A 15277-nucleotide genomic window follows, 5' to 3' on the forward strand; every position below is an offset into this window, starting at 1 on the left:
GTGAGTAAAAATGATCTATGCAGTGATAAACGGGAGCATTATGTGTGCCAGTTCACAAATTTTCTTGTGAAACAATAGGTTATATTTTGCTCAAAAGGATGATTGAGATGACAGTTGTAAAGCTACCCGACTGGATATGGCGTTACAGCAGGCGTTTTGCTCCCTGTCGGGGCACAGGGAGCATGGGGCGTGGATTAAAAGGTAATGGTTACACCCAGTTTGGCGCTCTGGTCTGCAGCAGGGAAGCCTATGTCGGTGTAGTAATTTTCATCGGTCAGGTTATCCAGACTCAAATTAAAACGGACATTGGTATTCATCTGCCAATTCGCACTGGCATCCAGGCGGTCGTAAGCTCCCAACACTTGTTCAACGGTGCTCCCTGTATAAAGGCTCGCCGCAAAACGCTCATCGACGCGCAAATAATTCAGGTTAAATTGCCAATCATCATTCAGTGAATAATGTGCTGATGCACCGTAGGTAGTTTGTGGGCGGCCGAGCAAATGGTTGTCCGACGACATCATATCGATATCGGTGTAGCTGGCATGGGCGCGCAATTTCAAATTGCTTTGTACTTGCCAGGTAACTTCCGACTCGACACCACTGGTTTCAACACGCGAGCGATTGACGTTGCGGAATGCTTCGGCATCAAAGTCGATCAGGTTGCGGTAGTTATGCTCGAAGTAACTGATGCGCGATGAAAATTCGCTACCTGAAAATTCAATTCCGACATCGCCTGATTTAACGGTCTCGGGTACCAGGTCTTGATTGCCGGTCATCGGGTGGCCCAATGCAAAAAAGCTCGGCAATTTGAAACCTTCGCCCCAGTTGGCGAACAGCGAAACCTGGTCATTCAATTGATAGCGTGTGCCGATTTGCGCAGTGTCTTCTGCCGAGTAATTGCTCGGGTCGTCATGGCGCACACTTGTTTGTATTAACCATTCTTTCGTCACGTAAGCATTTGCATTGATAAAGGCGCTGTTAATTTCACGGGTGAGGCTGAAATCCAGGGGGAATACATCGCGCGACACCGCATAACCCAAATTGGTGCCTTGTTCGCGTTTGTGTTCTACACCGACGTTAAACCACAGCGTATTTTTATCGCCCAGTGTGTTAATCCAGCTTGCATTAGTGCGATCAAAATCAATCACCGAACCATTGGGCGGCAATTCATAATAAGGTGCAATACCGGGTGAATCGATGGTCTCTTCGCGTTGATACCAACTGGTTTGCACGCGCGATTGCCACATGTCATTCACTTGCATGGTCCAACCCAAGCCCGCGTTTTGGTCGGTGTATTCGCTGTGGTCAAGGCTGCGGTCTACTGCGAATTCAGGGCCGCCACTTTGCTCGGGGAAGCTGGTGCGCTCGCCATCAAAATAACGGTAATTAAAATTCACGGTGTGATTGTCTTGCTGCCAGTTTAAACGGCTGGTGAATTCGGTATTTTTTGCGGTGCTACCGGGAACGGGTTCACCGGCATCTTTGGATTGCACCGCGAAGGCGTAACCCAGATTATTAAATTTACCCGAGGTACTCATGCCGACACTGCCGTAGTCGTCACTACCTACTGTGCCATTGAACTGGGTGGTGGATTTGCTCGGTGCCTGGGTGATGATGTGGATAACACCGGCCAATGCATCGGAACCGTAAACAGCCGATTGTGCACCGCGAATAATTTCAATGCGCTCAATCGATTCGATATTAATGCTATTCAAATCAAATGCACCGCCGCGGGTATTGGTTGGGTCATTTAATTGCACGCCATCCAATAACACCAACGTATGGTTTGCTTCTGCACCGCGCAGCGCGATGGATGTCACTCCGCCCGGACCACCTTGTTCTTCAACCCACAGGCTGGGAATTTGGCGCAGGGCATCAATCACATTGTTGCTGCTCAATTGCAGCAACTCTTGTTTATTGATCACCGATACCGATGAGGACAATTGTTCGTTAGTAACAGGGTTATAACTACCGGTGACGATTAATTCTTCTGTTGCGGAAAAACCAGGAGCGGCAACGATAGCGAGGAACAGCGGAGTAAAGCGGAAGTTTTTCATTGAAGACCTTAAACGTGATTTACAAAATTTACTGTTGTACAAGAGAAGTGGACTCTGTCATTCACTCCGGAGCGCGCCTACGATAAATTGTGGGCGTTTCGTGCGCAGCATTCATGCTGCGCACGGTTCCAGAGTAAATGCCGGGTTCCATTTTTATCTCACCTGGAAAGATTTTTAATTTCACTTTTTGGGAAATTGATACAGCGTGTAATACGCATCCATTTTTTCTGGTGCATTTTTTTCAAACAGCGTTTGGGTTTTTACCTGTGCATGGTAAACCCGCGCTGTTTGTTGTGGATGAACTTGTTTTTGCGCCAGTGATGACAAACCAATATTCACGGTTTTGCGGTCATCGCTAATGGATACGGATTTAATGGCCTCTTTTGTCACATCCATTTCTTCAGAGCCATAATCCGGCGCATCGCGATAAACCCAGGATTCCAAACCGAGCAGTAATGTTAATTCGTCTGCAGTAATATTGCTGTTAATTGGTTGGGTAAACTCAAGCGCAAAACCGGTTGGTGTTGCAAGCATTTGCGTTATGGCCGGAGCGATGGTTTTTCCGTCCCACACAATGCGCTGCAAACTGGCAACATGACCGCCTTTGGCTTGCCAACCGCGACCGGTCTGGCCGAGCAGCAAACTGTTGTCAGGCAAAAAGAGTGGGCGCATCACACCGGATTCCAAACCATCGATAAACGGCATGACACTGCCTTGCTCAACGCCATCGACATTTTGAATTGCGATGCGCAGTAAATTCGATTGAGTTTGGTCGCCCATCAACATTTGCCCCGCAAACGCGCCGAATTTTCCTTTGGTGGTATCCCACGCCGGGTGGCCCGGTGAATTGGCGACGCGGTTGTGCGGCAATAAAACGATCGCGTTGGTGCGTTTGTCTTGTACTTTTTCCCATGCGATTTCAGGTGACTCGGCGGTCATGCCCGGTAAATCCACCAACGCCGATGGGTGACCAAAGAAATTATTTTTTTCGATGGTAAATATTTTTGAAGTGCCCATATATTCGCCCTGGTTATCGGAATACCAGAGACGGCCATCGGGCGCTGTTCCCAAGCCTGCCGGGCTGCGTAAACCATTTGCCCAAAGCTCAAATTTGCCATTGGGTTCAACGCGGATATTCCAACCGGATAAACCACCTTGTGTGCCCATGTATTTGCCACCGGCTTTGTAAGTGGAGCCATCGCCGCCATCGGCGAGGTTGATGCTGATGTAGTAGGCTCCATCGCTGCCGCGTGTTGGGCCATGCATATACGAGTGGTAATTGCCGTGATACGAATGCGCATCAAATAAGGTTTCGTAACTATCGGCAATGCCGTCGCCGTTAGTGTCGCGGATGCGTGTGAGTTCTGCTTTTTGCCCGGCAATAACGGTGAGGCCTTTTTTGTCTTCGGCTACCACACCAAGGCTGTCAAATGTGCCTTCGGCAAATAATTGCCATTGGCCTTTCACAATGCGCCAAATACCGGCCGTGCGCGTGGCGACTACCACGGTTTTGTCATCAGTTAACGTCAGCCCCAGCGCTTCAAATAATTGCTCGCGGCCAAAATTATCTTTTGGTGGGTAATAACTTTCAACGCGATAACCCGCTGGCAAATCGGCTTTGGATTCGGTGATACGGATGGGTTGTTTGCGATAATCAAATTCAGATTTTTTCGCGTGCCACACATTGGCTGCCACTTGCATTTTGGCGGTGAGGGTTACGTTTTTGCTGCCGGCGGGCAATGTCCATTGGCCGTCTTTGATTTCACCTTTGCTGACAGCGGCATTTTGTAAAAGCTGTGTGTTCAGTGAAAATTGTTGCGCTGTTTTTAGCTCGCCATTGACCTTGATGGTGACATCGCCATTGGCTGCAATCGCGGTTTGGATATTGAGCGTATTTTTGCCAACGCGATAGTTAAAGGTTGGCAATTCATTTTTTTGCTTGGAATTGCGCGTATAGCCCAAAAATTGCGCATCCATCGCAGCCACGCGCGGCAGGTGATCTTCTTTGCTATTTAGCGATGCCTTAATGGTTTCTACATCGCCAAATTTGGCTTCTTTAAATGAGAAGTCGATAATTTTTCCTTGTGCGTTGAGCGGCGCAAATAAAAATTCCTGATTGCCGAAATTCATTTCGCGGCTTTCAAAGCCCATCTTCAAACCTTTACCACCGCGGTTGGTAAATTCGCCGGTCATATCCAAAAAGCCGCCTTGCCAAATTTTGGTGATGGCGAGCAGGCGTGGATCAAATGAATAGTTAACACCCCAAGGCGATCCCACATGAATGGCACGGCCGGATACGCCTGGCATAGGGCCGCGTTGGATGCGCACTTCATCATCCACCAATAATTGCAAGCGGTCAGCAATTGGGTCGTATTCTTCTGCGCCGGTCTGCGCGAGTAATTTAATCGCTGGCCCTTGGTCATGCAGGTCATTCAATGTGGCGAGGTAATCGCCAATCGCATCAATTTGTACATCGCTCAATACCTGTTGCGAAAACGCTGGCATGATCGGCAAGAATGGCTCGCCTTTCTTCGCTCCACTTTCTGCAACAGCCAATTGGTCGGTAGCGGCGCGGATGCTGCGGTGCAGGTATTGGCGATCAGCTTTGATGGTAAAGCGATGGCCTTCACCGCCTTCAACAATTTCACGGTCGCGCGGTTCGCGTTTAAATAAACCGAACAAATTTGGCCCGGTGCTCACGCCCGCATCATTTTTAATCGTGGAGTGGCAAGCATTACAACCGACCGACTCAAACGTTTCTTTGCCCAGTGCAACAAAATCAACCAACTCTTTTTGGTTGGTCATTTCGCCAGAATTTTTGGGCATTGTGAGTAATGAAAAATCAGCCGGTGCAATGGTGAAATTGCGCAGTGCGAGCTGACCTTTGTTAACTAAAAAACTGGTGATGCCCGCAGGGTTTTCCCAGCCGACATTGGCGTTCTCGCTCATGCCGGTGCGGATGTCATTCACCGCTATCGTTTCACCGTTAATACGGACTTCTACAATCAAGGCCGAATCCACTTTTGCACTCGCCTCGTTATAGCGCGGAGCGCGGAAAGTTACGTAGAGTTTTTGCCATTCATTGTTGACGTTTTTGAGATCGATGGCGTAGCGGCCTTGCACATACAATTTTGCATCGCTGCCTTCGGGAACCAAAAATTCGGTTTCAAGCACCGAATCGCCAATATGTTCGATGGTGTTTAGATGTTCGCTGCTGCCGTTAGTGTTAAGCACCAGGATATCGCCATCTTTTGCGGGGGTGATTTGCAATTTATTGCCAACAGCGCTGACTTTACTGGCACTGATCCAACCGCTGTTTACCTTGAAATATTCGGCCGGGTTTTGTGCATGGTTTTGCGCGTTATTCGCGGCAAAGAGTGGTGCGCTGAAGACGATGAGTGAAGCGAGCAATGTTTTTTTCAGGAGAGACATAATCCGTACCTGCGATTTAATTAAAAAAGCGCCGCAGTTATTCACTGCGGCGCAAACAGACGACGGTCAAAGCATTTAGCTGTAACAGTCAGCGGATAGAGCGGAAAAATTAGAGTTTGCGCACCCAAATGTTGCGGAAGGCCATGGCATTACCATGGTCTTGTAAGCGCAGAGGAGCACAGCCGTGGGCTTTGTATACCGGTTTGCCGATCCACTCGGTAGTACCCTGGATTTCAACGTGGTTTTGCACCAACACACCGTTGTGCAACACAGTGACATAGCCCGGCTTGCTGAGTTTTTGTGCGCTATCGAATTTAGGCGCAGTAAAGATGATGTCGTAAGTTTGCCATTCGCCAGGTGCACGCGAGGCATTTACCAAGGGGATAGTTTGTTTGTAAACCGAACCGACTTGCCCATTGGGATAGGTTTTATTGTTGTACGAATCCAGAATCTGGATTTCATAACGTTCCTGGAAAAATACACCGCTGTTATTGCGCGCCTGGCCTTCTAACAATTTGCCCTTGTCGTCGGTGATCAAGGTTGGGGTTTTCCATTCAATGTGCAATTGCGCATCGCAGAATGATTCTTTGGTTTTGATATCGCCGGTCGATGGCACTACGGTCAGCGCACCATCGACGATTTTCCACTTGGCTGCGCCGCCTTCAGCGCCTTGCCATTGCTCCAGATTTTTTCCATCGAACAGCGCGATCGCATCAGAGGGAATGCCATTGACCGGTGAGCTGATGACCGGAGGAACCGGTTCCCAAACTTCTGTTTCTTCGGCTAATTGCCACGGCTCTTTGGCTTTTTCCTGAGCGGCTTTTTCAGCGGCGACAGTAAAAGAAGAGCACATAAGTGCTGCGCTAAAACAAGCGATAGAAGCCGGTGTCAGGCCGCGCTTCAATAGGGGATTGTTCATGGATGGTTCCTGATTGTGTTGTGGTCGTTTTTATGATGATTGCTTTTGGTTTTTTATAGAAAGTGAGTTTATTTATAGCGGCCAGATAAGGGATATGCGAAGTCTTTTACACAGCTTGATAAAATTATCAGATAAATATGGATTTCGTTAACATTGCTTTACAGAGTGGTCAGAAGGGCTGCTGCGGTGAACCAGCACCGCAGTGTCAACAAGGTCTTGCACGGGTGTTGCGCATCATTTTTTTGCCCAGCGCTGGCTTGCCGGGCAGTTCAGGAATTGCGATCTGCTCAACCAGTTTTTGTCAGGGTAATAAGAGAACAAAAACTGCTCGCCCTTGATGGTATCGATCACCTTGCGCGCGATACCTCTGCGCACTGCCGGGCAGCCATGGCTACGGCCAAGGTGTCCCAGTTTTTGGGCAAGTTTCAGATCGACGTAATCGGCACCGTGGAAAACAATCGCACGTTCCATCGCTCTGTCGTTAAAGCCATCTTCCAGACCTTCCATGCGCAGGGAATAGCCATTGGCTCCTACGTAAGTGTTTTTAGTGCGGAATAGCCCCAGGCTGGTCTGGTGGCTGCCGTAATCATTGGAAAAGTGGCGGGCAACGTTTTTGCCGGTATTCATGCCGTGGGCGACCAGTTCCTGAAACAGTAATTTGCCGCTAACCAGATCAAACACCCAAAGGCGAGGCTTGGTGGACACCAGCGAGTAATCAATTACCGTCAGGTTGCGCGCGGGTGACATACCTTGCGCAAGGGCGCAATCCAGTGCCGACAGCGCGAGACTGATGACCTGTGGATTGGCCGCCGGTGCTGCACGCGTCAACTTATTTAATAACGCCTGTGCGTGTTCGTGATTAAACGCCTGGCTAAAGGGGTTTTCGGATGGAGTTTGCGCTACGCTTGCCTGCGCGGATGACACAAGACTAACGAAAACGATGCCAAAAGCGATGCTAAATAGGGCAGAAAAAGACAAGGCCCTGAAACTGGTGTACAACATGGATATCCCCGAAATTCTGGGTAATTAGAGTTGTAGCGGCCTTGCTATGGATTTATGGCTATAAGAAAGTAAATGCTAGCATCCGTTTGGGAGTGCGGCAAATAACAAAAGTTCAGCAAATTCATCGCATTGTGTGAGTTTTATAAGTTTTACTGGGTAAATAGCGTGCAGAGGCGCTTGTTTATGTTGTTATTGGATGTATTGAGTTGCCGCCTGCAGGCGCTGCAAAAGCACTTGCAAGTGGCACAAGGATGGTTGGTGCTGGTGGTCATGTTATGTCTGGTGCAGCCTGCGCAGGCTCAGGTGGGCGAAGCTGCGATGGCGCTGGGCAAAGTCCAGGATTACCGCAATCTGCAGCTGCAAGAGCAGGAGATGGCGCAAGCGATAGAGATGCAAATGACATCCCTGCAGCTGGATGTCGTCGCAGGCGATACCAAAGACAGTGCGGAGCATTTGACTCAGGCATTGATCGCTTTTTATGTACAGCGGCAGTATCGCCCCATCTGGGATAAGCCCGTGCGCGTACAGCAGTTGGTCGCCGCATTGGAGTCTCTGGCAGATGATGGCCTGAATCCCGAGGATTACGCCATCGGCCAATTGCGCAATGCGCTGCTGTTGTCGGGCGATGCTGGTGCTCCCGATCTACCCCGGCGTGTTGCTGATGAGCTGCGCGCAACCAATGCTTACCTGCGTGCGCTATATCACCTCTACAACGGCAAGGTGAATCCTGCCGGGCTTGATCCCCAGTGGAACTTTGACTTGCTGGATATGGCACCCATAGCCGATAGCGTACGCCTTGCCGATGTGATCGAAACCGGACAAATCGCCAGCCTGTTCGACCAAACCCGCCCCCAACATATGATCTACCGCAGCTTTGTCGCCGGTTTGAAGCATTACCGCTCTTTGGCCGGGCAGGGTGGATGGCCTTCATTGCCGGTTGGGCCAACGTTAAAACCCTGTATGGTTGATCCGCAGGTGGCCGTACTACGCCAGCGGTTGCGCGTGACCGGTGAGTACATTGAACCGCCTGCTGCTGAAGATCCGCAGGCGCTGACACCTGCCCAGGTGTGCGTGTTGGCAAATGCCAAAACCGCTGCGGCAAGTGCGGCTGCAGTGTCTTCTCTGGGCTCTTCGCCGGACTCTTCACTGGGTTCTTCAGCGAGCGCGTTATCAACAGATGCAAGCAGTGTTGCATCCTCTTCCAGTGCCTCCAGTGTCGCGCCGGTAAATCCCGATGAGGTATTTGATGAGCACTTGGTCGAAGCGATCAAACGCTTCCAGCGCGCGCAGTACCTTGAGGATGATGGCAGCGTTGGGCCTGCAACCCGTGCGGCGCTGAATGTATCGGTGCAATCTCGCATTGATCAGATCCGCGTCAACCTTGATCGCGCCCGCTGGCTATTGCATAACATCCCGCCGGAAATGCTGCTGGTCGATGTGGCCGGTTTTAAAATTACCTATTTCAAGGCCAGCCAACCTGTCTGGCGCTCGCGCGTACAGGTGGGTATGTCGTATCGAACCAGCCCGATTTTCCGCTCGGAAGTGAATTACATTACCCTCAACCCGACCTGGACTATTCCACCCACTATTTTGCGCAAGGATGTGCTGCCTAAATTGCGTAAGGATCTGGGTTATCTGCGCGATAACAAAATCCGCGTGCTGGATAGCAATGGCAAAGAACTGGATCCGGCGACGGTAGATTGGTACAAGCCGGGCAATGTCACCCTGCGTCAGGATGCAGGCTCCCATGCCGCATTGGGTAAGGCGGTAATCCGTTTCCCTAATTCCTATGCGGTTTATCTGCACGATACCCCGCACCAAAAGCTGTTTAACAAAAGCCAGCGCGCTTTCAGCTCGGGCTGTATTCGCGTTGAGCGCGCACTGGAATTGGTTGAGCTGCTGTTGGCGGAAACACCCGGTTGGGATAAAGCCGCTATCGATAAGGCCCTGGCGACAGGCAAGACGCGCAATGTCACTCTGGCCAAACGAGTGCCGATCTTGCTGGCCTATTGGACAGTGGATGCGCTCAGCGAGACAGAAGTGGCGTTCAAGCCGGATATTTACAACCGCGATGCGCAAGTGTTGGCAGCGCTAAATCGACGTGATTAGTAACCAATGATCCAAATCGTCATCCCCGCTGGCGGGGATCCATAGTTTTTAAGACTAATTGCTGGGCTCCCGCAAACGGGAGTGACGATAAAGTACCAAGGGGCTGTTGTTTTGGTTTTTTTTAATCTACTCAGGGAGCTTTTTTGTATTGTTGTGCCATGTAAATTTGTATTTATGCCAACTCAAGGCTAGCTTTAATAGAAATTTAGACCATTCGTATTGGTGCGTGCGCCTGCGCGCGTTCCAAATGTACAGCTTCCAGGCGCTCCCGCCTGATCCAATAACAAATGCTTTAGACCAATAAGGATCACCCCATCATGGCCACTCGCAAATCCTCCCGCACCACCGAACCTCAAGAGCAGGAGGAGTTAATCACTCTGGATGCGCCGCCGGAAGAGAACGTTATCAATACCCTGACTGCCCCCGGCTTGCCAGGCAGTGGTTACATGTATTTCACCGAGCGCGACCTGAGCAAAATCCTCTATAACCTGGATACCCTGCGCACCAGTGTTTACCCGCACATGGCCAACCAGCAGGATTCCGATAACTACAAACAACCACAATTTCCATCGGTGTGCCTGATCGGTCTTGGTCGCTGTGGCTCCAATATCGCGCTGGATGTTGCCTCGCTGGTGTATAACGCGCGCAATTTCTACCTCAATGAATTCAACAGCGAAGAAAAAGAAGTCCGCGAGCAAGACAAGCCTATGCGCTGGATCAAGCGCAGCCTGCATTTGAAAGGCGGGCATCAACTCAAGCCAGTGTTTTTGATTGAGCCTCTGGTGATGTTGGGCGATCTGGACAAAGACATCGAAGGGCGTATCCGTTTTTCGCACAAAGGCGAACGTTCGGGGTTCCTCAAGGATTACACCAAAATGAAAATCATGGACTTGTCTGAAGTCCATGCGGGTGGTTCAGGTAACGCACCTATCCTTGGCCAGTACCTTGCCAAAATTATTTTGAATAAAGATACCCAGCGCTTCTCCAATCCTGATTGGAAGCATGTGCATTCCTATTTGATCGATTCTTGCGGCATCAAAGCTAACCAATCGCGCCTGTATTTTTATATTTTCAGTGCGGGCGGCGGTACCGGTTCTGGTATGGCGAGTGAGTTTGGCCTCGCGCAGCAATATGCCTACATGAGCAAAACGTTTGATTCGCGCGCGCAATCCGAGAGTGCGGAAAACCGTGGTCACTCATTTGTGTTTGAGCCTATTTTTACCAGCGGTATTTGTATCCTGCCGAATATTTCCGACCACGGTGTGGAAATGTCGGAAGCATTGCACATCAATGCTGGCCGTTTGCTGTGTAAATATTTATCGGAAGAGTGGGATTTTTCTTACAACTTCGACAATGAAGACAGCAGCGAAGCGAGCGTGATGCACCGCATCCGCCCCTGGAATGCAATGATGCTGATCTCCAACGACATCATGCGTTACGCAGAGGAAACCGATGAAGGCGCTATCCAACACATCGATGTCAACGCAATGGAGAAATACGCCAACCAATATATCTCCCAGCAAATTTTTAACATCCTCACCGCGCAAGCAGTGACAACGGATTACGACGAAAATTATTTCCGTCGCGCCGGTATCGATATTGGTGAAACCATCCGTCTTGATGCCAACGACTTGTTTATGAGCCTTGCAGGCCCTGTGGCAGTTGCTTACGCCGAATCGGTGATTCCGACGGCGATGCCAATTCAGGGTGTTGATAAATTGCGCGGCATCGAAAACAAAAAAGTCAGCGAATTAAACATCGATGACCTTTTCTATCGCTCCATTGACCTGCCGCACTTTAATAAAGTGACCCAGGCGATTGAAGGGATCAGCTTGCTGCCGATTGAATCGACCCGCTATCGCGAGGCGCTCGCCCGTTATTTGCAGCAAGGCTACGATGCCAGCGAGTTGAAAGACCTGCATTTCTTCAAAAACTGCTCGTCAGTGGTATCGATTATTTCATTGCCGAAAGATTACAAACTCAGCTACATGGATTTGAATAAACTCAAATCTCACCTGAATGCGTTGTTCCCGAATACTACGCTGAAGCGTTATGCGTTGGTCATTGGCGCATCGGCCAATATTTCATTGACCACCTTGATCGTGAAAAGTCCGTGCTTGAGCGATGACTTCCTGACGTTGATTGTGGCCTTTATCAAACGCTGTTTTGCAAAAGACTCTTACCGTTTTGATGATCAGCTGGATATCGCGATGCTCGACTTTATCCGCTCGGATGAGTTTGATGAAAAGTTGGTGGATAACATGCTCAACGAGTATGAAAACCCTGCCAAGATTCTGGATACTAACTGGTATGCCATCAAGCCGATGTACGAGAAGAAATATCGCGAGCTGATCAATGACTCGGAAAAATTCTGCTCCATCAACGATATCCGTCTGACGCGCGACAGCGTGAAAAAAGCGATCAAATATTTGCGTGAGATTTATCGCCATAAAATCAGCAAAACGCGTATTGTCTCGCTCAATTCAACGTCATTGTCGCTCGATAAACCCAAAACCTGATAGCCGGGTTTATTATCGTCGTATAAAAGCGGATCGCTCTATAAAACGGATCGCCATAAAAAACGGAGAGGAATTCCTCTCCGTTTTTTATTTGCGCAGGTTAAACATTAAGTCGTCAAATGAGTGTGTGGAGTAAAAAATTGTTGGGTCACATTAAGCATCAGTCAGTACGAAAATTAATGGGCAAGTCAGTTGTTGTATTGGTGGCATTCTTTTTCATAAACCTTGCATATGCTGATACCAGGATATTGGATTATCGCCAAGGTGTTATCCAACAAACGCACTCAGGCAAAGTGAAAGGCTATGTTACCAACCAAAATGCCACACTGGTCTGGAAGGCAATTCCCTACGCACAAGCTCCGGTTAATGCACTGCGGTGGCGAGCGCCCAAACCGGTACAGCCTTGGAAGAAAACCTTCAATGCCAACCAGTCCAGCAGTATTTGCCCGCAAATTAAAGCGGGGAAATTTTTAGGCCATGAAGATTGCTTGACTCTGGATATTTATCGCCCCAACTCCAAGAACACCCAACTGCCGGTGATGTTTTATATCCACGGTGGCAATAACCAAATGGGCGATAGCAGCGAAGTGAATCCCGGGGAATTGGTGGTTAATGCCAATGCGGTGGTGGTATCGATTAATTATCGTGTGGGGGTGTTGGGCTTTAATAACCTTCCTGCATTGCGCAATAAAAACGCGCAAGAAGCATCGGGCAATTTTGGGTTGTTGGATATTCATCAGGCGCTGCAATGGGTAAGGCATAACATTCAGCAGTTTGGTGGCAATCCAGACAATATTACTGTGGCGGGATTCTCTGCCGGTGGGCGCGATGTGATGGCCATGCTCATCTCGCCATTATTTCGCGGCCAATTCCAACAGGCTATTTCCTTTAGCGGTGGAATGACCTTGGCAGATTATGATGCGAGTGCTCCGATTATTGCGCGCGCTCTTGCACCGCTTGTAGTGGCGGACGGGGTTAAAAAAGCTGAACCAGCTGCAATTGCATGGCTGTTAAGTAATGACAGTGATGTGCGCGATTATTTGAGCACAGTTTCTGCAGAGCGTTTATCGCAACTCATGATCAATGCGGGCATCCGCATGGCAGCGTTTCCACATTTGTTTAACGATGGGCAAGTTCTGCCTAAAAAAGGTTTTCATGCAGATCAATACCATCACGTGCCGGTTATTCTGTTCACCGGTGCGGAAGAATTTTCATTATTTGCGTATTGGGATAAGCATTTTATAAATCGCCCGCAAGAAACGCTTATCAATAATTCATTAACTGCAAAAGAATTTGAATTTGCCAAACACTACGGCAGTGAACTCTATGCCTTGTTTAATGCGCAAGCACCCGCACAAACGATGCTGCCATTCTATAAGGCACCGATATACATCGCTGAATTTAACTGGGGTGAAAATCCTGCCGTTGCTGGCAATGCTGCTGCACTATTTGGTTCTTATCACGGTGTGTGGCTGCCGTTTTTGACGGGTGAAATAAAAGAGACAGCTACCCATTTCAGCGCTGCGTTACAAACACCTGGCGCCCAACAATTAGCACAGGTGTTTACTCGCTATATAAAACAATTTCTATGGACAGGTAACCCCAATGCCGAGGCATTGGTTAAGTGGGTGCCATTGCAAGATGCAGATAAAGGTTTTCAATATTTGTCATTCGATGCAGATCAATCACACGCACTGATTTCAATGAAACAAGCGGGCAGGAGCTATCAACAAATTATTGCGGATATAGAAGCAGATACAACGCTTCCTGCGCAACATAAGCAGATACTTATTCAGCAGGTATTGAATGGCCGCTGGTTTAGCGGCCCGTTGGATCAACATTTTAACAACAGCGAAGTATGGATCAACGTTCCGTAATCGGTATCCATATTTCTATATCGCCCTCGCCGGTTTGCGGATCAAATTTTTCGCCATAGCGTTCAAAAAAATGCAAACTGTTTTCCGCGGCTGATGCGTGCTGGTATCCCGATTGCGACAACCATTGCTCAAATGCAAAATCGATTGTGTCGCGAATATGATTGACGCTGCCATTGTGTGTAAAAGCGGCATAGGTTTGTGAAGGGATAATAAACGGGCTAAACAGAGCGGGCAGTGCATCAAAGTCCCATACGGCAACACCTGCCATGTAATAGTATTCGCGGTTTTTAAGATGGATGCATAAACCGTAATCAGGTGGGGGCAGGCGTTGGGGAATGTCATCCCATACCGATACCAAACGCTGCCATAACTGCGGAATTTTCTGCTGCGCATGTTCATCCAATGGTTCGCGCAAACCGGCAATTAGCAACGGGCCTGCATGTTCAATGCGTGGTTGTGAAATACTTGTGTTGGTATCAGGCAGTGTGTTGTTGGTTGCGTTCATCTTTTGTGGAATCCAGTTCGCGAATGGGGCGGATTTCAATCGTGCCAATACGAGCCGGTGGAATTTTACTCGCAAGCTGTATGGCTTCATTTAAATCGCGTGCATCCAATAAATAAAATCCTGCCAGTTGTTCTTTGGTTTCTGCAAAAGGGCCGTCGGTAATCAGTGGTTTACCCTCGCGAATGCGCAGGCTGGTTGCTGTTGTGGTGGGGTGCAGTGCATTGCCGCCAATCATTTTGCCTGTGCTGCGTAAGCTTTCACCGCAGGCTTCACATTCGGCATTTAATGATTTCCACTCGCTGGAAGTCATATTGTTGATGATGTTTTCATCGTAATACACCATGCATAAATATTTCATTGTGTGTCTCGCTCAGGATTGTTAGCAGAGCCTGCTTTTTTAATCGGCGCTGCTGTATTAGGTTTTCTCGCCAGATCGTATCAGGATTTTTTTAACCCTGAACGTGTGATGGATCCATATACATAATTTCCCAATGGTGGCCATCCAGATCTTCAAAGCCGTGGTAATACATAAAACCATAATCCAGCGGATCCGCTGGCCAGGCTTTGCCGCCAGCGGCTATCGCTTTATTAATGGTTTCATCAACTTGTGCGCGGCTTTCACATGACAAACAAACAATGACTTCCTTGGATGTATGGCCGTTAGCAATGTCTTTTGAGGTAAATGTTTTAAATTTTGGCTCGGTCACGAGCATGGAGTAAATCGTATCGCTAATCACCATGCAAGCTGCTGTGTCATCAGTAAATTGAGGATTAAACGTGTAACCAAGGTGTTCAAAAAACGCTTTGGATTTAACCAGATCCTTCACTGGAAAATTAATAAATACTTTTTTTTGCAT

The 15277-nt window shown here is 48.8% G+C and carries 10 protein-coding genes; 3 read left to right on the forward strand and 7 right to left on the reverse strand.

Translation table 11 applies throughout. The features are described from left to right. Positions 1–194: 194 nt before the first annotated feature. The 4 genes from B2739_RS17765 to B2739_RS17780 all read right to left on the reverse strand — a co-directional run bounded on the left by B2739_RS17765 (position 195) and on the right by B2739_RS17780 (position 7410). A complete protein-coding gene (locus B2739_RS17765) occupies positions 195–2057 on the reverse strand; it encodes a TonB-dependent receptor plug domain-containing protein (protein WP_331347176.1) in 1863 nt (620 codons plus the stop codon). A 180-nt stretch (positions 2058–2237) separates the two neighbouring features. After that, positions 2238–5489, reverse strand: a complete 3252-nt coding sequence (locus tag B2739_RS17770; protein ID WP_331347177.1) for a DUF7133 domain-containing protein — start codon at positions 5487–5489, stop codon at positions 2238–2240. A gap of 109 nt (positions 5490–5598) precedes the next feature. Beyond that, positions 5599–6408: a DUF1080 domain-containing protein gene (locus B2739_RS17775; protein WP_331347178.1), complete on the reverse strand. Its 810-nt coding sequence runs from the start codon at positions 6406–6408 to the stop codon at positions 5599–5601. A 234-nt stretch (positions 6409–6642) separates the two neighbouring features. Beyond that, positions 6643–7410, reverse strand: a complete 768-nt coding sequence (locus B2739_RS17780; protein ID WP_331347179.1) for a murein L,D-transpeptidase catalytic domain family protein — start codon at positions 7408–7410, stop codon at positions 6643–6645. Between the two features lie 183 nt (positions 7411–7593). Between B2739_RS17780 and B2739_RS17785 the strand changes: the two genes are divergently transcribed. The 3 genes from B2739_RS17785 to B2739_RS17795 all read left to right on the forward strand — a co-directional run bounded on the left by B2739_RS17785 (position 7594) and on the right by B2739_RS17795 (position 13915). Next, positions 7594–9519, forward strand: coding sequence for a L,D-transpeptidase family protein (locus B2739_RS17785; protein ID WP_331347180.1), 1926 nt, complete (start codon positions 7594–7596; stop codon positions 9517–9519). A 317-nt stretch (positions 9520–9836) separates the two neighbouring features. Next, on the forward strand, positions 9837–12038 hold the full coding sequence (locus B2739_RS17790; protein ID WP_331347181.1) for a hypothetical protein: 2202 nt from the start codon (positions 9837–9839) through the stop codon (positions 12036–12038). Between the two features lie 179 nt (positions 12039–12217). After that, positions 12218–13915: a carboxylesterase family protein gene (locus tag B2739_RS17795; RefSeq protein WP_331347182.1), complete on the forward strand. Its 1698-nt coding sequence runs from the start codon at positions 12218–12220 to the stop codon at positions 13913–13915. Here B2739_RS17795 and B2739_RS17800 read toward each other — a convergent pair. From B2739_RS17800 to B2739_RS17810, 3 genes are all read right to left on the reverse strand, one after another. Next, a complete protein-coding gene (locus tag B2739_RS17800; protein ID WP_331347183.1) occupies positions 13902–14420 on the reverse strand; it encodes a GyrI-like domain-containing protein in 519 nt (172 codons plus the stop codon). The genes B2739_RS17795 and B2739_RS17800 overlap by 14 nt on opposite strands. Next, positions 14392–14778: a YciI family protein gene (locus B2739_RS17805; RefSeq protein ID WP_331347184.1), complete on the reverse strand. Its 387-nt coding sequence runs from the start codon at positions 14776–14778 to the stop codon at positions 14392–14394. The genes B2739_RS17800 and B2739_RS17805 overlap by 29 nt, the downstream gene beginning before the upstream one ends. Before the next feature lie 91 nt (positions 14779–14869). Continuing rightward, positions 14870–15277 (reverse strand): VOC family protein, encoded by a 408-nt coding sequence (locus B2739_RS17810; protein WP_331347185.1) that lies wholly within the window; start codon positions 15275–15277, stop codon positions 14870–14872.

The sequence above is a fragment of the Cellvibrio sp. UBA7661 genome, from assembly GCA_002483365.1.
Classification (GTDB): Bacteria; Pseudomonadota; Gammaproteobacteria; order Pseudomonadales; family Cellvibrionaceae; genus Cellvibrio.